Below are 20,073 nucleotides of genomic sequence, written 5' to 3' on the forward strand. Positions count from 1 at the left end.
ACGGGGAGGGGACGAGCGCGGCCGTGCGCGCGCACCGGCGGAAGGCACGGTGGCGTGCCGCCGGCCGGAGGGAGGGCACGACTCGGTGCCCGAGTACGTCCGCAGGCGTGCTGTTCGCGGTCACACACCGACGTAGTGCTCGGCGAACCAGTCCTGCTGACTGCGCGAGGTGCGCAGGGAATCGATGCGGGCCCGCCGCAGGGAATCGTGGAACGACGCCTCGCCACCGGCGCCGGAGGGGCTGTGCAGCAGCCGGATCATCCACTGCGAGAACTCCTGCGCCCGCCAGATGTGGGTCAGGCAGCGCGCGGAGTAGCGGTCGAGACCCACGCTGTCACCGTGGGTGAGATCGTCGATCAGGGCCTCGGCCAGGATCTCCGCCTCCAGCACCGCGAGGTTCGCCCCCTTGGCCGCGGACGGACTGATCAGCCCGGCCGCGTCGCCCGCGAGCAGGAGCGACCCGTGGCGCAGCGGTTCGAGCACGTCGGACCGGAGATCGACGACCTGGCGCCCGACGATACGGCCGCGGCGCAGCGGGCCGTGCTCGGCGGCGCGCATCCGCAGCTCCAGCTCGTCCCAGATCCGCTCCTCGGACCAGGCGTCGGCCGGGCGGCCGGGGGCGTACTGGAGGTAGTAGCGGGTGATCTCGGGAGTGCGGGCCATGTGCCCGGCGAAGCCGCGCGTGTGCGTCGCGTAGCCGACCGCGTCCAGGCTCGGCGGTGCCTCGGCGAGCAGGCCGAGCCAGGAGACGCCGTGGTCGCGGTGGTGGCGGACCGCGCCGGGCGGCAGCGAGCGCCGGGCGGCGCCGTGCTGTCCGTCGCATCCGGCGACGTAGCGGGACCGCCACCGGCCGGGGCGTCCCTCCGCGTCGCGCACGGCGACCTCGGGCCGCGGCCCGTCCGCGTCCCGTACGGCCACCGCCTCGGTCTCGAAGCGGATCCGCCCGCCGGCCGCCAGGTACCGCCCCAGCAGGTCCGCTACCAGGTCCTGCTGCGGGTAGACGGTGTGCCGCTCGCCCCGGCCGAGGGCGCCGTAGTCCAGCACGAAGCGGCCGTCGTCGGTGCGGAACTCGCAGGTGGCGTGGGGCCGGCCGTGCCGGCGCAGGCCCTCGGCGAGGCCGTGCCGCTCCAGGATCCGCACGGTGTGCGCGGCGAGGAACCCGGCCCGCGCGCGGGTGCGGACCCGGTCGCGGCTCGCGCGCTCCAGGACGACGCAGTCGATCCCGGCCGCGACGAGCAGATTGCCGAGCACGAGCCCGGCCGGCCCGGCGCCGAGGATCACGACGTCGGCGACCTCGGGGTCGGAGCCCGGGGTGGAGGTGAAAGTGGAGGTGGACGTGGGGGAGCCGTCGTCGGCAGCCCGGAGATGGTGGCCTTCCGTCACGGAAGTGGATCTTAATCACCGGAAAATACGTGAACCGGCAGCAGTCACCCGAATGCCGCACCGCGGAGAAAAACGCTTCTCCGCGGCGCGGCGGGGAGGGTCCGGCCGGGCGAGGTCAGCTCCAGAGCGGCAGCGTCAGCACGCGGGGGAAACCGGGGGGCTTTCCGTGCGTGTAGGTGAGCGTGAGCTGCTTGTACTGGAGCTCCCTGGGGTGCGCCTTCCACGGCCGCGGGCTGTCGAGCCGCACCGACACCGGGTAGGAGTGGAACTTGCCCGCCGCACAGTAGGGCTTGCAGTCGTTCACCACGTTCACGCCCGACCCCGACGCCGAGTACCGGCCCCAGTGCGACCAGTGCAGGGAGCCGAGGCGGCTGTTTCCGTCGCCGCAGGCCAGGATGAACTGGGCCGGCTTGACCTTCGGGTGGAAGGCGCAGTCCACGAGCACGGTCGGGCCGCTCTGCCGGGCCGCGGGGTGCGCCGCGGGCACGGTTCGCGTCGCCGCCGGCGCGGCCGTCGTCATGGCTGCCGTCAGCAGCGCCGTGGTGGTGAGGGCGACGGCGGTCGCCAGAGTGCGTCGTGACATAGGTGCTCCCGGCCGCTTGATGTCCGCTTGGCGGCTTTTCAACTGAAACGCTAAAGGTTCGAGACGGTCAACACCACCCGTACGGCGCAACAGGTTCAAAACGCCCGGCGCACGCCGGATCCCCTCACGCCCGCATGCGGGGAGGTGAGCGGCGGGCGAGAGGCGGTCGTGAGGCGTGCGAGAGGAGGGCGCGCGGCAGGCGTGGCGGGCATGAGGCGGGCGGTCACGGGGGTGTCTCGATCGCCGCCGGGGCCGATCTTTCGATCGGCCGGGCCATCGGCGACAATCATGGGAATACGGCACCGGCTCGCCGGTTGAGCGACCCGGCAGAAGGAGTACTCCCGTGCACACCTGCGTGGACGGCCCGATCGCGGTCGTCCTGACGGCATGCGGCCCGTTATCCCGGCGCTCGCCCGATCCTCCCCTGCACCCCCTCATCATGCTGCCGGAGCGGCTTCTGGCGCCTGCGCCGTCGGCGCAGGCGCCAGAAGCCGCCCTGGACGAGTGGGAGCGGGCGGCGGTGGCCTACCGCGCCATCTGGCAGGGGGCCGTCGCCCTGCGGCCGGTACCGGGCTGGTCCGGCCGACTCGACCTGCCGTCGGGCGCGTTGCTGATCCGCCGCCCCGACCGGCAGATCCTCTACCAGGGCACGATGGAGACAAGCAGCCGTTGGCGCGCGGCAGTTCGCAGCGGCGGCGCCGCCGGCCTGATCATCGCGCCGTGGCAGTCGATGGCCGAGACGGACCTCATCTTCGACGACCGCGTCCGCTGCGTCCCGATCGCCTTCGACGGCGCCTGAGCATCCGTCAGGTCAGACCGGCGGCCTCCCGCTCCTCCTGGCTGAGGGGCGGGCCGGCCAGCGGACCCTTCCGGCTGCCGAAGAAGATGTTCCACAGCATGTCGGGGCCGAAGAGGCGGGCCGGAGACGTCTTCAGACTCATGACGTCCAGCAGCCCCCGCAGCGCCCGCGGGTTCTCCGAACCCGCCGCGACCGCGCGGTCGACGTACGACGACAGCGCGCGCTCGAGGGCCGTGGGGGGCTGTTCGGCCGCTCCGGGGTAGAAGGAGTCCTGGCCGACCGCGAGGTTCCAGGCGTGCGAGACGGGCTTGGCGGCCGCCTGCTGGATACGCCGTCCGTTGCCGGTGGCGAGCGGGCCGTGCCGGTCGAGGACCTTGCGCAGGGCGATCACGCTCTGGGCGGCCACCGACAGGCCGTGGCCGTAGACGGGGTTGTAGCCCGCCACGGCGTCGCCGAGCACGGCGAAACCCTCCGGCCAACTGGAGGCGTTCTCGTAGTACCGCCGCCGGTTGGCGGTGCTCCGGCTCAGGACCGGGTCGGTGAGCGGAGTGGCCCGTCCGATGAGCTCCCCGATGATGGGGTCCTTCAGGCCCGTGAGGGCGAAGGTCCGGAACGCGTCGGGATCGGCGGTGGGTTCACCGCCGCGCGTCCCGGAGAGGGTCACCAGCCAGCGGCCGTCCTCGATCGGCACGATGATGCCGCCCTGGCCGGGAGCGCTGCGCGGATCGGCCTGCACGTTGACGACCGGGTAGCGCATCGACCTGGTCTTGTGGGGTGCCTCGTACATGCGGCTGGCGTAGACGACACCGGCGTCCACGGTCCGTTCGAGGACCGGGGCGTGGCCCAGCTCGACCAGCCAGGTGCCGGAGCGGGAGCCGCGGCCGCCGGCGTCGATGACGAGGTCCGCCGCGAGCGTGCCGGCCGTGCCGTCGCCGGCGGACACCCGGACACCGGTCACGCGCTCCTTGGTGCCGAGCAGACCGTCGACCGCCGTCGCGTCCATGACCTTGATGCCCGGGCGGCCCAGCACCTCGCCGCGGATGACCGCGTCGAGGAGATCCCGGCTGCAGGTGATCACGGGGTGACGGGAGTGGCCGAACCTGCGGAACCACTGGCCCGAGGGGGCCTTGCTGACGAGATCCGTCATGACGTCGATGCGCTCGGCGCCCGCGCGCACGAGGGCCCCGGTGATGTCCGGCAGGATGTCGTCGAGGGCGTCGACCCCACCGGACCACAGCAGATGGGCGTGCTGGGCCTGCGGTACTCCCTTGCGTCGTTCGGCTCCCGAGGGTGTGCGGTCGCGTTCGACGACGGTCACTTCGTCGAAGCGTGTGGCGAGGACCGAGGCCGCGAGCATCCCAGTGGTGCTGCCGCCGATGACGACGGCGGATCTGGGGCGGTCGTGAAGTCCGTCAGACATGGGAGGCAAGACCTTCCGAGGCGGCCGCCTGCCGGCGGAACGGGTCGATCGTGTGGGAGTGGGCCCGCAGGGCGTGGGCCACGGCCTCCAGGTCGCTGTCGGGCAGGAGTCCCTCTTCGCGATGCCTGGCGTCCTTGGCCGCGTCGTCGGCCGACTGGTGGTTCACGGCCTGGTGGTTCACGGCCTGGTGGTTCACGGCCTGGTGGTTCAGGGGTTGGTGGTCGAGGGATGGGTGGTTCACGGCCTGGTGTTCGAGGGGCTTGGGGTTCATGTCCTGGTGGTTCACGGCCCGATGGCTCAGGGCCTGGTGGTTCACGGCCCGGTTGTTCAGGAGGTCGACGGCGACCAGGATGTCCACCGCACCGGCGATGCCCCGGGCGTCCCACTCGGAGTGCCCGGCGGCCAGGGCGTCGCGGTAGGCCGTGTCCCGGCGGGCGCCGTTCAACTGCGGGGAGATGCGCAGCAGTCCGTCGTTGATGTGCGCCTTGCGCTGTTCGAGCTTGAGCGAGGCGCCGCTGATCCGGCCGGTGGCCGGGGGCTTGCAGACCGTCGCCATCAGGCTCCAGAGCGGCTCCAGCCTGCGGTGACTGCGGCGCTCGCTCCAGTACGTCTCCACCACGGGTCCGGCCTGCCCCGCGATGAAGCCGACGGCGACGAGGACGGCCTCGGCGATGGCCCACGGCGGAGCCACGTACGTGGACAGCCAGTCCAGGTCGTGGCCGGTCCAGCGCGCCACGACCGCGATGATCTTGCAGACGTCGAAGACGAAGCCGAGGGCGTAGGCCGTCTGCAGCGACACCACGGCCCGCCGCAGCCACTTGTTGTGGGTGAGCTCCTTGAACCAGGCCCACAGGATGGCGGCGGCGACCACGGCGGACATCATGTGGGCGACGAGGTAGAGCATCGTGTGCTCGCGCATCCACGGCGTGTTCGCGTAGTAGGTGTCGAGGTCACGGAGCCGCTCGACGCGCGGGTGGCCCAGGGCGAACGTCACCCACAGGCCGAGGATGATGAAGCCGTAGACGATCCAGACCATCCGCGTGCGCCGCGCGCGGGCCGGTGAGGGCGGCTCCCGCCACACGATGATGAGCCACAGACAGGCCCCGCAGTACGCCGACAGCAGCGAGTAGACCCACACACCGGCGAAGTTGGGCACGCCGGTGATCTCGTTGATGCGGTGCAGATTGCTCGGGGGCAGCGAGGCGAAGACGACGGCACCGATGGCGAGCAGCAGGGCGGTGGCGCGCAGAATCGGATCGCGCCAGGCCCGCCTCAGCACCGGCAGTTTGATGACGAACGCGGTGCCGAGCAGGCCCGCGGGGATGGCGTAGGCGAGAAAGGAGCCGGTTATGTCGTGGGGCATCACAGGCCGCCGAGGGGGCCCAGTGACGACGACAGCCGGTCCGAGAGCGTCTGCTGTGCCAGCGGGTCCCTTCCGGCCTGCGGGCCTACCAGTTTCGGAAACTTCGACGCCAGGTGGAGACCGACCTGCTCGGCCTCCCATTCGGCGGCCGGGTCGAGCGCGTCGGCCGACCGCGTGGCCATGGCGATGACCTCGTCCCAGGGGATGTCGTCGTCGGCCTGGTCCAGCAGCCGGCGCGCGGCGGTGGGCAGGCTTCCGGGGTAGTGCACGTTGAGCGTCCGGTAGTAGCAGTGGCCGTACTCGTGTCCGGCGATCACGAACTGGTGCTTCGGAGGGGCGTTCCGCTCGACGACGACGATGTACTCGTCGTCCTTGGCCAGAGTGATCCCCGATACGTCCATGCCGACGGGGAACTCCACGAACTTCAGCCGGATCGGCCGGTCCAGCTGGGGGCTGAGGGTGGTGCACACGGCCTGCAGGACGTCTCGCGGGTTCGACGCCCGGGGCAGTGTCGGCGCGGTACTGCGTAACAGCCGGTCGATGAAGGCCTTCGGCTTTCTCTGGCTCATTCGTCGTCTCCCAGGGCGAGGATCAGCAGCGCGGCCATCTGGCTGGAGGAGGGGCGCTTGGTCCCCCGGAAGGCGACCGTCTGGGGGTCGACCTGAAGCTGCTGCATCAGGGCACGCAGCTGCTCGTCCTCGGGGAGGTCGCGGAAGCGGCGCAGGACGGCCTGCAGGGTCTCGGCCGCGTCGGCCTCGGGCGGCGGCCCGGACTCCGGTAAGGCAGGGGGGCACAGTTCCCGCAGCACCGGCGCCAGGGCGAGATCGAGGGCCTCGGCCGCGGTCAGGGTGAAGAAGCCGCGCCCGACGTCGAAGAACCGCTCCAGCTCGTACAGGGCGCGCACGTTGGGCAGATTCCGCCCCGTGCACAGGGCCGCCGCCCACTTCTCGGAGATCTTCAGATGCCGTGCCAGTTCCTTGCGGACGGCGCCCTCGGTCTGTGCCGTCTCCTTCACATGAAGGTCGAAGACCTGCTTGATGCGCCGGGCGACCCGTTCCTCCAGCGTCTTCGGCTCCCGCACGGTCCTGCCTTCGAGCAGGGACCGCACCTGGTGCGGCGTCAGGGCCGAGCGTCGGGCGAGGTCCGCGACGTCGAGCGCCTTGAGCGGCTCACCCGGGTGGCCGAGCCGGTCCAGGGTCGCGAGCGTCGCCTCGGGCAGCGGCTGGGACGACGGCGGCAAGTGGCTCACGGACAGACCTCCTGTCTTCCGAGGGGGCGAGGCACGGACAGACCTTATTGCCTTGCCTGTTCGGGTGCCAGCGCCGCGAGCGGGAACGATCGTTCCTTGCCGCCGGGAACGAACGATCGTCGGAGCGCGGGGTGTTCGGCGGACTCCCGGGACCGGGTTCCCCCCGGCTCCCTGAAACCGTGCCCCGCGGTCACCTGGCGTCCTTACGGAGGTCCCGGCCGATCGCCCAAGCGTTCCGGCCGACGGCCCAAGCGTCCCAGCCGACCGCCCAAGCGTCCCGGCCGACCGCCCGCGTGCCGAGCCGGCCGGAGGACCGGCCGATCGCCCACGCGTCTTGCCGACCGCCCCCGACCGCCCCCGTGTGGCGCCGGCCCGAGGCCCCGCCCGAGGTCACCCGGCGCGGCGCGCCCCCTCGGCCTCGGCTACCGTCGTGCGCACGGCCGTACCACCCCCGAGTCCCCGACAGGAGCCCCGTGAGCTACGACGTCTCCGCCGTTCGCGCCCAGTTCCCCGCCCTGACCGCGGGCATCGCCCACTTCGACGGGCCCGGCGGCACGCAGACCCCGCTGTCCGTCGTCCGGGCCGTCTCCGATGCCATGTCGCGGCCCCTGTCGAACCGTGGCCACGAGGTCGCGGGGGAGCGCAACGCGGACGCGATCGTCACCGAGGCCCGCGGGGCCGTCGCGGACCTGCTCGCCGCCGACCCGGCGGGGATCGTCTTCGGCCGCAGTGCCACCCAGCTCGCCTACGACTTCTCCCGCACCCTCGCCAAGGACTGGTCGCCCGGTGACGAGGTGGTCGTCACCCGGCTCGACCACGACGCCAACATCCGCCCCTGGGTGCAGGCCGCCGAACAGGCCGGCGCCACGGTCCGGTGGGCCGACTTCGACCCGGCGACCGGCGAGTTGACCGCCGACGACATCCGCGCCGTGCTCGGCGAACGCACCCGGCTGGTCGCCGTGACCGCCGCCTCCAACCTGATCGGCACCCGCCCACCGGTCCGGGAGATCTCCCGCCTGGTCCACGACGCGGGTGCCCTGCTGTACGTCGACGGGGTCCACCACGCGGCCCACGCCTCGGTCGACATCGGCGCGTTGGGCGCCGACTTCTACGCCTGCTCCGCCTACAAGTTCCTCGGCCCGCACCACGGCGTCCTCGCCGCCGCGCCGGAGCTGCTGGCCACCCTCCACCCGGACAAGCTGCTCCCCTCCACCGACGCCGTCCCCGAGCGCTTCGAACTCGGCACCCTGCCCTATGAGTTCCTCGCCGGAACGCGCGCCGCCGTCGACTTCCTCGCCGGACTGGACGCCGACGCCACCGGCTCGCGCCGCGCGCGCCTCGTCGCGGGCTCCGCCGCGCTCGAAGCGCACGAGGCCGTGCTGCGCGCGCAGATCGACAAGGGGCTCGCGGAACTGGACGGCGTCGTCGTGCACTCCCGTGCCGCCGACCGCACGCCGACCGTCCTGCTGACCTTCGAGGACCGTGCGCCCGCCGACGCCTACCACTTCCTCGCCGGGCGCCAAGTGCACGCGCCCGCGGGGTCGTTCTACGCCATCGAGGCATCGCGCAGGCTCGGTCTCGGAGACACCGGCGGACTGCGTGTCGGCCTCGCGCCCTACAACGACACCTCGGACGTCGACCGCCTCCTGACGGGTCTCGCGGACTTTCTCCGCTCCTGACCGGCCGGGTGCAACCTCCCGCCCACCGGTGTGCGTGATGGTCGGCAAGGGGCCTGTCGGCGGGGCGCCGTGAGCGGCGCCCCGTGCGACCGCCGCGGCGCGAGGGGAGGCGGTCGGTGTGCAGTTCATCGAGGTGACGGGGCTCGCGGGGGTGCGGTCGGCGGTCATCCGCTTCACCAGGCCGGGCACGGGACTCGCCTTCCTGCTCTTCCCGATGATCCACCTGGGCGAGGCGGAGTTCTATCGCGAGGTGGGGGCGCGGCTGCGCGGCTGCGACCTGGTGATCGCCGAAGGGGTGGGCGAGGGCTCCGCCGGCGCGGACGCCCTGGTCGCGTCGTACCAGCGGCTCAGCGGCAACGAACGCATGGGGCTCGTCGTCCAGGACATCGACCTCGACGCGCTCGGGGTGCCCGTCGTCAACCCCGACATGGCCGGAGCGGAGTTCCAACGCGGCTTCAAGCGGCTGCCGTTGAAGGAACGGGCGCTGGTGGCGACGGTGGTCCCGGCGATCACCGCGGGGATGCGGCTGCTGGGCACCCGGCACTGGGTGGCCCGCCATCTGGCCACCGAGGACCTGCTGAGCGAGGCCGAGGAGACGGCGGCCGACTTCTGGCCCGGCCTCGACGACCTGCTGGTGCGCCGCCGCGACCAGCTGCTGGTGAAGGCCCTGACCGACCAGCACCGGGCGCACGGACACCGGCAGGTGCCGTTCACCGTCGGGGTGGTCTACGGAGCCGTCCACATGCGGGCGGCGAGCGAGGCCCTGACGGCCCTCGGCTATCACGCGGCGGACGGTGAGTGGCTGACGGTCTTCACGGTGCAGGACGCCTGATCCGACGGCTGTCGTCCAGGGGAAGGTCATCTTCCGGACAACGGCAGGTCACGGCCGTTTTCTTCATCCTCATGGCATGAGCGTGTCAAATCTGGCACGCTTCCCGCAGCCACGTCCTGACCCCATGAGGGCGCGGCGGACATCTCACCCCAGCGATCGCCTGGCCGATCGCGCATCCCGCGACCGCCCGCCGACGCGACCCCAGCCGACGGGGCGGTCACCGAGCAGACCGGAACCCCGGTCGCCGTAAAGGAGTTCTGCGTGAGATCCATCCCCCACAAGGCCTTCGCGATGGGTGCGATCACCGCCCTCGCGCTGGCCGCCGTCTCCCTGCCCGCCACCCCGGCGTCGGCGCGGACGGAGGCCGCCCCCCAGGCGGCCGCCGCCTGCACCCCGGCCCAGGCCGTGACCAACGGCGGTTTCGAGAGCGGCACTTCACCGTGGACGCAGTCGTCGTCCACCGTCATCACCAGCCGCACGGGCCAGAGCGCCCACGCCGGCAGCAGCTACGCCTGGCTGGACGGGGTGGGCAGCACCCACACCGACACGCTCTCGCAGAGCGTCACGATCCCCACCGGCTGCGCCTCGGCCAGCCTCACGTTCTGGCTGCACATCGACACCGCCGAGACGACCACGTCGACCGCGTACGACAAGCTCACGGCGAAGATCGGCAGCACCACGCTCGCGACGTACTCGAACCTGAACAAGAACACCGGGTACGTGCAGAAGACGTTCGACGTCTCCTCCTTCGCCGGGCAGACGGTGACCGTCGCCTTCACCGGCACCGAGGACTCCAGCCTCCAGACCAGCTTCGTCCTCGACGACATCGCCCTGAACACCTCGGGCGACACGACCCCGCCGGCCGACTCCACCCGCACCCCGGCCTCGCCGTCGTACACCGTCAGTCTGACGAGCAACACCAGCGGCACCGTGTGGACCGGACACGAGAGCGTCACCTTCACCAACGCCTCCTCCACCGCGCTGAGCGAGGTGTACCTGAGGCTGTGGGACAACTACCACGGCACCTGCTCGGCGATGCCGATCACGGTCACCAACGTCACCGGCGGCACCGCCGGTTCGCTCTCCGTGTCCTGCACGGCCCTCCAGGTCTCGCTGTCCTCGCCACTCGCACAGGGGCAGAGCACCACGATCGGCTTCGACCTCGGCATCACCGTGCCGAGCGGCGCCGACCGGTTCGGCTACGACGGGTCGTTCGTCAACATCGGCAACGCCCTTCCGGTGCTCGCGGTGAAGGACGGGTCGGGCTGGCACCTGGACCCGTACACCAACAACGGTGAGTCCTTCTACTCCCTGGCCGCCGACTTCAAGGTCACCCTCGACCACCCGACGAGCCTCCTGGTCCCGGCCACCGGCACCTCCACCGACGCCGCCGGCTCCAGCGGGCGCACCGTCACCACGGCGACCGCCACCAAGGTGCGCGACTTCGCCTGGGCCGCGGGGCCGTTCACCAAGATCTCCGGCACCTCGCCGAACGGTGTCGCGGTGAACATCTACTCCGTCACGGGGATCAGCTCCTCCAGCGCCCAGTCCATGCTGAGTACCGCGAAGTCCGCGGTCGACGCGCACGCGGGCCGCTTCGGGGCCTACCCGTACGGCGAGTTGGACGCCGTGATCGACAACAACTACTGGTTCGGTGGCATGGAGTACCCCGGCTTCGTCCTCGACCTCGTCAGCACCACGGCGCTGACGCACGAGATCGCACACCAGTGGTGGTACGGCATCGTGGGCGACGACGAGTACAACAGCCCCTGGCTGGACGAGGCGTTCACCGACTACGCGACCGACCTCGCGCAGGGCATCACCGGCACCAACTGCTGGAACAGCGTCTCCTGGGCCTCCACGGCGGAGAAGATCACCAACTCGATGGCCTACTGGGACGCCCACTCCTCGCGCTACTCCACCGTCGTCTACACGTACGGCAAGTGCGCGCTGCACGACCTGCGGCGGGCCATCGGTGACACCGCGATGACCACGCTCCTGAAGAACTACGCCTCGGCGCACTGGTACGGCGTCTCCACGACGGCCGAGTTCAAGGCGGCCGCGCAGGCCGCGACGAGCACGGATCTGACGTCGTTCTGGACGACGCACCGTATCGACGGCTGATGCCGCGGTCCGGCCGGAACCCTGCCGGTTCCGGCCGGACCTCGCGGGGCGGCCCCGCCGGTTCGGCTGCGGGTCGCGTGGGGCCGGTCGCGCAGTTCCCCGCGCCCCTGAGGGGGTGGCGGTCGAGCGAGCTCCGAGGGGCCTCGGCGTGAAGCTGACGTCCGGCGCCACTCCCAAGGGGCGCGGGGAACTGCGCGACCAGCCCCACTCGACCCGCACGCGCGCGGACAGCAGCAACGCACCCTCGCCCGGCGCCGGCCGACCCGCTCCGCTCACCGGCGGACGTCGAGGACCTGCTTCTGCACCCCGTTGCCGTACACCTCGTGCTCGACCAGATCCAGCGCCACGGAATCCACATCGGCCACGCTGAACATCCGCTTCCCGGCCCCCAGCAGCAGCGGAAACACCAGCAGGTGGTACCGGTCGATCAGCCCCGCGTCCGACAGCGCCTGGTTCAGCGACGCGCTCCCGTGGACGATGATCGGCCCGCCCTCGGTCTCCTTGAGCGCCGCGACGTCGTCGAGCGAGCGCAGGATCGTCGTCCCGCCCCAGTCCGCTACCAGCCGGTCCTCCGTGAGGGTCGTGGAGACGACGTACTTCGGCATGACCTTGTACTGCGCGAACTCCTCCATGGCCGGCCACACGGGGCTGAACGCCTCGTAGCTGACCCGGCCCATGAGCATCGCGCCGGCCTCCGCCTGCTCCCGGCCCTTGATCTCGAACGACTCGGGGACGAAGTCGACCAGGCTCGTCGGTGAGGGGTGCCACCGCGCGGTCATACTGGGCCCATGTCACGCGGAGTGCTCACGGCGGTCCTGTACTGCCTCCAGTTCAGCCGGGAACTGGGCGACGCCGAGGTCGAGCGGATCGCCCGGACCGTCCTCGACCGCCCGTTCTCCGACCTCACCGCCGAGGAGCAGTACGCGGACCTCGAAGCCGCGCTCGCGACGGACGACTGGGAGCGGGACCTCGCCTGGCAGCCCCATGACGCCGCGTCCGTACGGCAGTTCCTGCGGCGTCTGCTGGCGCGGCTGGACGCGCTGCGCCCCTGGGCGGAGCCGCCGTACCGCGCGCTCGGCCTCGACCGGTGGCACGCGTACCGCTGCGGCACCCCGCTGGCCCACGTACGGCTGCGCGCCCCGAGCCAGGACGTGCTGCACGCGCGCCTGCGGACCGTGCCGGACGATCCGCACGGGCTGCGCGCGGTCGTCCTGCGCCTGCGCTCCGGCGACGAGGTCGCCCTGGTGGCGGCCCCGCTGCCGGACGGCTACGACGCGGTCCTGCTGGCGGTGGCGCCGCACCGGCCGGCGGCCGAGGTGACCGAGGCGTTCGTGACCCACACGGGCTGCCCGCCGGACCGGGTCACCCCGGCACGGCGACGGCCGCGCGCCCTGGGCGGCGGATGGCGCGGGCCGCTGCCGCCGGGCGTGACGCCGCGCCGCTGAACTGCCGGACCCGCTGCCCCCGAGCCGCCCGGCCGGCCCCCTCAGCCGTCCAGCGGGATGCCGAGCACGACCTTGCCCCGCGGGTGTCCCGTGCGCAGGTGGCGGACCGCCGCGACGGCCTCCTCCATCGGGAAGGTGCGGTCCACCACCGGTGCGACGGCGCCCTCCTCGACGAGTGTCTTCAACGCCAGCAGGTCCTCGTGGCGGACGGAGGCGACGAGACCGCGAAGTGTCTGGCGCTGGAGCGGCGACAGCAGGGCCAGCCGCAGCTGCGTGCCCACGCCGGCGTTCCAGCGGCCGCCGGTCTCCCCGCCGACGTGGACCAGGGTGCCGTCCGGGGCGAGGACGCGGCGCAGGGTCGCCAGGGGACGGTTGCCGGCCGCGTTCAGGACGATGTCGTAGGGGCCGGGCCCCGCGGTGATCTCGTCCCTGGTGTAGTCGATGACGTCCCGGGCGCCCAGGGACCGCACGAAGGGCACCGCGGCCGTACCGCAGACACCGGTGACCTCCGCCCCGCGCGCCGCGGCGAGTTGGACGGCGAAGCTGCCCACGCCGCCGGACGCGCCGACGATCAGCACCTTCTGACCGTCCGTCATGCGGCCGTGTCCCTCCAGCGCCTGGAGGGCGGTGACGCCGGACACCGGCAGCGCGGCGGCCTGCTCGAAGGTGGTGCCGACCGGTTTCGGCGCGATCCTGGCGGCCTTGGCGCGGGCGAACTCGGCGAAGGAGCCCCGGCATTGGCCGAAGACCGCGTCACCGGGCTTGAAGCGGGTGACCTTCGTGCCGACCGCCGCGACCTCGCCGGCGCCGTCCCACCCGGGGACGGGGTTGCGCGGCCTGCGCAGTCCGAAGACGAGCCGCATGGGCAGCGGCAGCCCGGTGACCAGGTGCCACACGTCCGGACCGACGCCCGCCGCGTGCACCCGCAGCACCACCTCGTCCGGGCCGGGCACCGGTCGCTCGATGTCCCTGAGCTCCAGGACGTCGTCCCCGTAGACGTCCTGTACGACGGCTTTCACGGCGGTTGCCTCCCGCTGGGGTGGAGCGCGGTGGAGGTGCGGAGTTGCCATGCGGCGCCGGAGCCACGTGCGGCGCCCGACGGGCGGCTGACGCTGAACATCCGCGCGGCCGGGCCCTGTCGGCGCGGCGGCGTGCTGCCAGGATGCCGCCCGGCGCGGGCCGCGCCAAGGGGGCGAGCCGGGCCGGGTCGGGCCGCGCCAAGGAGTGGAGCCGGGTGGGGCTGCGTCGGGCCGGGACCGGGGCGCGGGGGTCAGCGGCCGAAGCGCCGGGCGACCAGATGGCCGAGCTGCCACATCCATTCGTGGAGGACCTCCGCCCGGCGGGCGTTGATCTCGCACGGGTACCAGGTGCCGTCGGTCAGGGCCACGGTCACCGTCAGCCGGTGGCCGCGGCGGGCCGCCGCATAGTGCAGGGAGGCGATCTCCGGCCAGTCGAAGTCGGCCTCCACCCCGTCGACTTCGAGCACGATCCCGTCGCCGTCGGCGATCAGACTCGCGGTGCCGTCGGCGATGACGAGCTCCTGTGCTTCGACGGTCGTGGGCGGTGCGTCGGCGGTCGAGGGCACCGCGTGCGCCGTCGTGGGTACCGCGTGGGCCGTCGTGGTCATCATGTCGGCCGTCGTGGGTACCGCGTCGGCGGGTGGGCCCACCGGCAGGAACCCCGGCGGAGCGACCGGCCGCGGCGGCACGTCGGGTCGCGGCGGAGGCACGAGCAGCGTGGGCGGGTACGGTGCGGGCGCCCCGGCCAGCCGGTCCAGCAGCGCGGCCGGCGTCGGGCGCGCGGCCGGGTCCTTCGCCAGGCACGCCGCCACCGTGGGCCGCAGCGCCGCCGGGACGGCCGCCAGGTCCGGCGCCTCGTGGACCGCGCGGTACATCAGACCCATCGGGGTGCCCTCGCCCCAGGCGGCGCCGCCCGCCGCGGCGACGAGCACCACGCCGAGCGCGAAGACGTCGGTCGCCCCGCTGACGTCCTCGCCCAGCGCCTGTTCCGGGGCGAGATAGCCGGGCGTGCCGAAGGCGGACCCGGTCGCGGTCAGGCGGGTGGACTCGACCGCGCGGGCGATGCCGAAGTCGAGCACGCGCGGCCCGTCCTCGGCCATGATGATGTTGCCGGGCTTGAGGTCGCGGTGCACCAGCCCGCAGGCGTGGATGGACTCCAGCGCCTCCGCGAGCGCGGCACCCAGCGCGCGCAGCCGGGGCTCGTCCATGGGCCCCTCGGCGGCGAGCCGCGCGGCGAGGGTCGGCCCCGCGATGTAGGCGGTGGCGAGCCAGGGAGGATTGCCGTGCACGTCCGCGTCGACGACCGGCGCCGTGTGGAAACCGCCGACGGAGCGGGCGGCCGCCACCTCGGTGCGGAACCGCTCGCGGAAGACGGGATCCTCCGCGAGTTCCGGCTTGGCGACCTTCAGGGCCACCGCGCGTCCGCCCCGTGTGCGGGCCAGGAACACCGTTCCCATCCCGCCCTCACCGAGCTTGCGCTCGACGAGATACCCCCCAATGCGTTCCATGCGCCCAGTATGACGACCGGTCGCTCCGGGTCAGCGGGGGCGGCTGCCCGCGGCACCCGATCCGGAGGACGGGCCCGAGGGCCCCGGCGGGCACCGGGATCGCGCTCACGTGTACGCGGCCCCGGTGCCCGCCTCCTACCCCCCCGCCCTCAACACCGCCCACACGGCATTCCCCGTCGTCCGTGTGGAGCGGCGTACCCCCCAGGCGGTGGCTATCTGACGGACCAGCAGCAGTCCGCGGCCGTTCTCGGCGTCGCGGTCCGGCCGTCCGTCGGGAAGAGCGATGCGCTCGTGCTCCTCGTCGTGGACCTCCAGGCGCAGGCAGCCGTCCCCCGTCAGGACCAGCCCGCACAGCATGGTGCCGCCGGCGGCGTGCAGCACGGCGTTGGTGGCCAGCTCCGACACCAGCAGCACCGCGTCCATGCACAGATCACCCGGCTGCCCCCAGGCGAACAGCCGCTCCCGCACCGCGTCCCGCGCGGCCTTCACACTCGCCCGGTGCGTCGGCAGGTCGAGCCAGTGCGACCGGCCGGGGTGCGCGGGTGCTAACGGCAGCAGGGACGAAGCGGTGTGGGGGGTCAAGGTGTTCGCCTTCCATCGGGCGCGGTTCGAGACGGGGGAGTGCCGGGTGGCGACGGCGGGCGATGGACCCGACCGGGACGCCTCCGGGCGGAGGCCCCGCTCAGGAGCGACCGATCACGCCAACTACGCCCAATGTCACGGGAGTTGTCGACGAAGTGCGCGCGCTCGGTTGGATCGCTCACAGAAGTAACTATGCTCGTAGGGGAGTTCACGATGCAACCGTCTCCCTGATAATTTCATCGAGAAGATGTCCGCATGGTGGCATCATCAAGTCGCGTGACCGCGCGCACTGATGACGGTCACTCAGGAGGTGTGGGTGTGAGCGAGGCCCGTCCGGGTGCCGGTACAAGTGCCCCCACAGTGCTGCGCATGATCCTGGGCAAAAGGCTCCAGGACATGCGGTTGGCCGCAGGCGTGTCGCTCGACGACGCCGCCCGCGCGCTGCGGGTGAAGCCCCTGACCATCCGCCGGCTGGAGAAGGCGGAGGTCGGTCTCAAGCCGCTGTACGTCGAGAAACTGCTGGAGACCTACGGCGCCGGCCGGCAGGAGATCGACGAGTTCGTCGAGCTCGCCGAGCGCGCCAACGAGCCCGGCTGGTGGCACGCCTATCGCGATGTGGTGCCCAGCTGGTTCACCGCGTACGTCAGCCTCGAGACGGGCGCGCGGATGTTACGCACGTACGAACCCCACTACGTGACCGGCCTCCTCCAGACCTACGGGTACGCCCGCGCCGTGCTGCGCGGCGGCTTCCCCAACGGCAGCGAGGCGGAGCTGGAGAAGCGCGTGGACCTGCGGCTGCGCCGCCAGAGTCTGCTGGAACGAGCGGACGCCCCCACCCTGTGGGTGGTGATGGAAGAAGCCGTGCTGCACCGGGTGGTCGGCGGTTCCGAGGTGATGCGTGAGCAGATCGACAAGCTGCTGGCCGTCTCGGAACTGGAGCACGTGAGCGTCGACATCGTGCCGTTCACCGCGGGTGCCCACGTCGGAGCGTGCGCCCCGTTCACCTACTTCCGGTTCGAGGAGCCGGAGCTGCCCGACATCGTCTACAGCGAAATCCTGTCCGCGTCCGTATATCTGGACGAGCGCGCCGATGTCGTCGCTCACCTGGAGGCGCACAACCGGATGTCGCTGCTGACCTCGTCGGCGGACAGCAAGGCACTCCTGAACCGTATGCGCAAGGAGTACTCATGACCCCCACCGACGGCCGCTTCTACAACGGCATGCCCGCCTCGGACCTCGGCGAACACGGCTGGGAGTGCCCGTGGAGCGGCCCCAACGGAGGTCAGTGCGTGGAGACGAAGCAACTCGCCGACGGCCGGGTGGCGCTCCGGCAGTCGACCGACCCCGCGGGTCCGGCCCTGATCTACACACCCGAGGAGATCAGGGCCTTCGTCCTCGGGGTCAAGCGAGGCCTGGCGGACCATCTCATGGTCGGCTGAGGCGCACCGGCGGCCCGCCGTCCGGCGGGCCGTCACCCGGCGATCCGCCAACCGGCGGCCCGCCAAACGGCGTTCCGTCACCCGGCGGCCCGCCACCCGATGGCCCGCCACCCGGCGGGCCGCACCAGAGCGGGAAGGACCCGGCCCCCGGGCCACGGCCTGACCCTCGCACCGATGTACACCCCCCCACCGATTCCGTGTACTTCACTTGAAGGGGACAGGATGACCAGCACCCGGGCCGCGCGGGAGATCGACACCAGCAAGCCCCATTCCGCCCGCATGTACGACTACTACCTGGGCGGCAAGGACCACTTCGAGGTCGACAAGCTGGCGGCCGAGGCCACCGCCCAGGCGTTCCCGGCCGTCTACGTGGCCGCGCGGGAGAACCGGGCCTTCATGCACCGGGCCACGCGGGTGCTCGCCCGCGAGCACGGCATCCGGCAGTGGCTGGACATCGGCACCGGCATCCCCACCGAGCCCAACCTGCACCAGGTCGCCCAGTCCGTGGTGCCCGAGGCGCGGGTCGTGTACGCCGACAACGACCCCCTGGTGCTCAAGTACGCCGAGCGTCTGATGCGCAGCACCGCGCAGGGCCGCACCACGTACATCGAGGCCGACGTCAACGACCCGGCCTCGCTGATCGAGGCGCCCGAGCTGGCCGACATCCTCGACTTCGACCAGCCCGTCGCCCTGTCGATGAACGCCCTCATGCACTTCATCACGGACGACCAGGACCCGTACGGCATCGTGAGCCGGTTCCTCGAGGTCCTGCCCTCGGGCAGCGCCCTCGCGCTCAGCCACTGCACCCCCGACTTCGACCCGATCGCCTGGGGGAAGATCACCGAGATCTACACCGGCGCCGGGACCCCGGTGCAGTTCCGGACCAAGAAGGAGGTCACCCGCTTCTTCTCCGGACTCAACCTGATCGAGCCCGGCGTCTCCGTCGCGCACCGCTGGCGTCCGGACACCGACCCGGTCGACGACCCGGACTCCCCGAGCGACGCGCACGTCAGCCTGTGGGTGGGCGTGGGCATCAAGCCGTAGCGGCGCGGACGGCGCGGAGTGGTCACGGGCGGAAAACCGCACGACACGGCCGGGCGGCGGGCGCTACGCTCGCCGCGATGACCACTCACTCCGCTCAAGGAATGGGGGTCCCGTCCGCGCAAGGTGAGTGCTGATGAGCACTCCCGTCGCGAACGGGGACACCCGTCTCACCCGCTGGCTGCGCGTGCGCGAGTTCGCCGTGCCGCCCTCCATGATCGAGACCGCGACCGCCCGGCGGACAGTCGGCGACTGGGCCGGGGCCTGCGCCGCCGCGCGTCTCGACGTCGACCTCGACCTGCGTACGGTTGCCCGCACCTGGGGGCGGGACCTGGCCGGCCGGATCCGCGCGGACCTGCGCCGCCTGGCACCGGACCTGCTGCGCTGGCACCTGCCGAGGATCGCCCCGGACGGACTGCTGCGCCCGGAACTCACCATCGCCCTCGCGCGCTACGACATCGAGGGCGACCGCACCCGCCCGGTGCACCTCGTCGTCCGCACCCCACCGGCCTGGGCCGACGGCGGGCAGCGCGTCAGCCTCACCGTCCGGGACGGCTCGCGCTCCACTCCGGCCGACCGCGCCCATCCGCACCCGAATCCCAGCCGGCGCTTCCGCCTCGACCTGCACCGACATCTGTGGGACGCCGGCCGGGCGCACGAACTGCGCCTGCGTGCGGGGGACTTCGACCCGAACGCGGGGATCCCGGACGGTGAGCCGTGTCCCGCGGTGGACCGCTGGGCCGAGGAGGCGCTGATCCTGCTGCGCGCCGAGGCGTCCGCCGAAGGCCCCTCCCGCGAGCGCGAGCGCGGGCGCGCCCCCGCATGCGGGCCGACCGGTGCCCGCCGGGTGGCCGTACGGCTGAGCCGCCGTGACCGGCTGATCCTGGAACTGCACCCCGGCGACCACGACATGAGCCCCGCCGGCCACCCCGGAGTTCCGCCCGCCCTGACGATCACCCGTGCGGACGGCATGCCCGACGGCCTGCCGGTGCTGCCGGACGCCGCCACCTGGCTGCCGCCCGATCTCGAACTGCTCGCCGCGGGGCTGATCGAGCCCGGCCGGCTGCATCCGCTCGTCGCCGCCGCCCTCGCCCCGGGCCACGTCGCCGAACTGCCACCCGCGGCAGGCGAATCGGATCCGTACCTCGTGGAGTGCCAGGGCGCGCTGCACCGGATCGGGCTGGTCGACGGAGTGCTGTCCGCACCGGACCACCATCCCGACGAGATCCGTCGCGAGGAACTGCTGAGGGCGTTCGGGGGACCGCAACTGCCCTGCCTCGCGGCCGTCGACCGGGCCCTCCGCGCACCGCACTGCCTGCCCGACGTCCGCGAACGCCTGCGCCACGGAGACGTGACCGGAGCGCTCGACGCCGTGGAACGGCTGCTCGGTCCCGACGCGGTGCTCCGCGACGGGCCGTTGCGCGAGGAGTTGGTGGCGGCGGCCGAACGACGCGTCATCCACGGCCTGTTCAGGGCGGGACTGACGTACTCCGACGCCCGGCGGGTACGCCTTCCGGCACCCCGGCGCCGCGCCCGCACCCTCGCCCAAGTGCCGCGCTCCCGGCCGCGCCACGCCATGGCCCGCTGACGGCCGCGGCGCCCCACCC

General features: G+C 72.5%; 18 protein-coding genes and 1 pseudogene. 9 read left to right on the forward strand and 10 right to left on the reverse strand.

The features are described from left to right. Window positions 1–120: 120 nt before the first annotated feature. Complete coding sequence (locus WN71_RS37765; RefSeq protein WP_046592415.1) at window positions 121–1,281, reverse strand: 4-hydroxybenzoate 3-monooxygenase; 1,161 nt, start codon at window positions 1,279–1,281, stop codon at window positions 121–123. Window positions 1,282–1,498: 217 nt separating this feature from the next. After that, complete coding sequence (locus WN71_RS37770) at window positions 1,499–1,966, reverse strand: hypothetical protein (RefSeq protein WP_046592392.1); 468 nt, start codon at window positions 1,964–1,966, stop codon at window positions 1,499–1,501. 343 nt (window positions 1,967–2,309) lie between these two features. Between WN71_RS37770 and WN71_RS37775 the strand changes: the two genes are divergently transcribed. Beyond that, a complete protein-coding gene (locus WN71_RS37775) occupies window positions 2,310–2,765 on the forward strand; it encodes a hypothetical protein (protein WP_046592391.1) in 456 nt (151 codons plus the stop codon). A gap of 7 nt (window positions 2,766–2,772) precedes the next feature. Here the strand turns inward: WN71_RS37775 and WN71_RS37780 are convergent, their stop codons facing one another. From WN71_RS37780 to WN71_RS37795, 4 genes are read right to left on the reverse strand one after another with little or no spacing between them, the layout of a single operon-like run. After that, window positions 2,773–4,185 carry an FAD-dependent monooxygenase gene (locus WN71_RS37780; RefSeq protein ID WP_046592390.1) on the reverse strand — a complete coding sequence of 471 codons (1,413 nt, stop codon included), beginning with the start codon at window positions 4,183–4,185 and terminating at the stop codon, window positions 2,773–2,775. Next, window positions 4,178–5,548, reverse strand: coding sequence for an MAB_1171c family putative transporter (locus tag WN71_RS37785; RefSeq protein WP_046592389.1), 1,371 nt, complete (start codon window positions 5,546–5,548; stop codon window positions 4,178–4,180). Before WN71_RS37785 ends, WN71_RS37780 begins: the two co-directional genes overlap by 8 nt. After that, the gene (locus WN71_RS37790; RefSeq protein WP_046592388.1) at window positions 5,548–6,117 is read right to left on the reverse strand and encodes a hypothetical protein; all 570 of its coding nucleotides are present in this window, start codon (window positions 6,115–6,117) and stop codon (window positions 5,548–5,550) included. Before WN71_RS37790 ends, WN71_RS37785 begins: the two co-directional genes overlap by 1 nt. Beyond that, complete coding sequence (locus WN71_RS37795) at window positions 6,114–6,797, reverse strand: hypothetical protein (RefSeq protein WP_052743237.1); 684 nt, start codon at window positions 6,795–6,797, stop codon at window positions 6,114–6,116. The genes WN71_RS37790 and WN71_RS37795 overlap by 4 nt, the downstream gene beginning before the upstream one ends. Before the next feature lie 473 nt (window positions 6,798–7,270). Between WN71_RS37795 and WN71_RS37805 the strand changes: the two genes are divergently transcribed. From WN71_RS37805 to WN71_RS37815, 3 genes are all read left to right on the forward strand, one after another. Continuing rightward, complete coding sequence (locus WN71_RS37805) at window positions 7,271–8,476, forward strand: cysteine desulfurase-like protein (protein WP_046592387.1); 1,206 nt, start codon at window positions 7,271–7,273, stop codon at window positions 8,474–8,476. 118 nt (window positions 8,477–8,594) lie between these two features. Continuing rightward, a complete protein-coding gene (locus WN71_RS37810; protein WP_046592386.1) occupies window positions 8,595–9,308 on the forward strand; it encodes a hypothetical protein in 714 nt (237 codons plus the stop codon). Window positions 9,309–9,569: 261 nt separating this feature from the next. Beyond that, a complete protein-coding gene (locus tag WN71_RS37815; RefSeq protein ID WP_046592385.1) occupies window positions 9,570–11,432 on the forward strand; it encodes a M1 family aminopeptidase in 1,863 nt (620 codons plus the stop codon). Window positions 11,433–11,704: 272 nt separating this feature from the next. On the opposite strand, the pseudogene WN71_RS37820 reads toward WN71_RS37815, so the two are convergent. Continuing rightward, window positions 11,705–12,175 (reverse strand): annotated as a pseudogene (locus tag WN71_RS37820) (dihydrofolate reductase family protein); the annotation flags it as partial. Window positions 12,176–12,220: 45 nt separating this feature from the next. Between WN71_RS37820 and WN71_RS37825 the strand changes: the two are divergent. Beyond that, window positions 12,221–12,877 (forward strand): hypothetical protein, encoded by a 657-nt coding sequence (locus WN71_RS37825; protein WP_143074933.1) that lies wholly within the window; start codon window positions 12,221–12,223, stop codon window positions 12,875–12,877. A gap of 41 nt (window positions 12,878–12,918) precedes the next feature. Here the strand turns inward: WN71_RS37825 and WN71_RS37830 are convergent, their stop codons facing one another. The 3 genes from WN71_RS37830 to WN71_RS37840 form a co-directional block, all read right to left on the reverse strand. Beyond that, window positions 12,919–13,896 carry an NAD(P)-dependent alcohol dehydrogenase gene (locus tag WN71_RS37830; protein ID WP_046592383.1) on the reverse strand — a complete coding sequence of 326 codons (978 nt, stop codon included), beginning with the start codon at window positions 13,894–13,896 and terminating at the stop codon, window positions 12,919–12,921. A gap of 251 nt (window positions 13,897–14,147) precedes the next feature. After that, window positions 14,148–15,404: a serine/threonine-protein kinase gene (locus tag WN71_RS37835; protein ID WP_046592382.1), complete on the reverse strand. Its 1,257-nt coding sequence runs from the start codon at window positions 15,402–15,404 to the stop codon at window positions 14,148–14,150. 135 nt (window positions 15,405–15,539) lie between these two features. Continuing rightward, a complete protein-coding gene (locus tag WN71_RS37840) occupies window positions 15,540–15,893 on the reverse strand; it encodes an ATP-binding protein (protein ID WP_338058726.1) in 354 nt (117 codons plus the stop codon). Window positions 15,894–16,304: 411 nt separating this feature from the next. Here WN71_RS37840 and WN71_RS37845 point away from each other — a divergent pair, with 411 nt between their 5' ends. The 4 genes from WN71_RS37845 (at window position 16,305) to WN71_RS37860 (ending at window position 20,054) form a co-directional block, all read left to right on the forward strand. Continuing rightward, a complete protein-coding gene (locus WN71_RS37845) occupies window positions 16,305–17,177 on the forward strand; it encodes a helix-turn-helix domain-containing protein (protein WP_046592380.1) in 873 nt (290 codons plus the stop codon). Further along, entirely contained in the window at window positions 17,174–17,425 is a 252-nt protein-coding gene (locus WN71_RS37850) for a DUF397 domain-containing protein (protein ID WP_046592379.1), read from the forward strand. Before WN71_RS37845 ends, WN71_RS37850 begins: the two co-directional genes overlap by 4 nt. A gap of 222 nt (window positions 17,426–17,647) precedes the next feature. Then, window positions 17,648–18,469 (forward strand): SAM-dependent methyltransferase, encoded by an 822-nt coding sequence (locus tag WN71_RS37855; RefSeq protein ID WP_046592378.1) that lies wholly within the window; start codon window positions 17,648–17,650, stop codon window positions 18,467–18,469. Between the two features lie 133 nt (window positions 18,470–18,602). After that, the gene (locus WN71_RS37860; protein WP_046592412.1) at window positions 18,603–20,054 is read left to right on the forward strand and encodes a hypothetical protein; all 1,452 of its coding nucleotides are present in this window, start codon (window positions 18,603–18,605) and stop codon (window positions 20,052–20,054) included. Window positions 20,055–20,073: the final 19 nt, after the last annotated feature.

The organism is Streptomyces mangrovisoli (assembly GCF_000974985.2).
GTDB classification, from domain to species: domain Bacteria; phylum Actinomycetota; class Actinomycetes; order Streptomycetales; family Streptomycetaceae; genus Streptomyces; species Streptomyces mangrovisoli.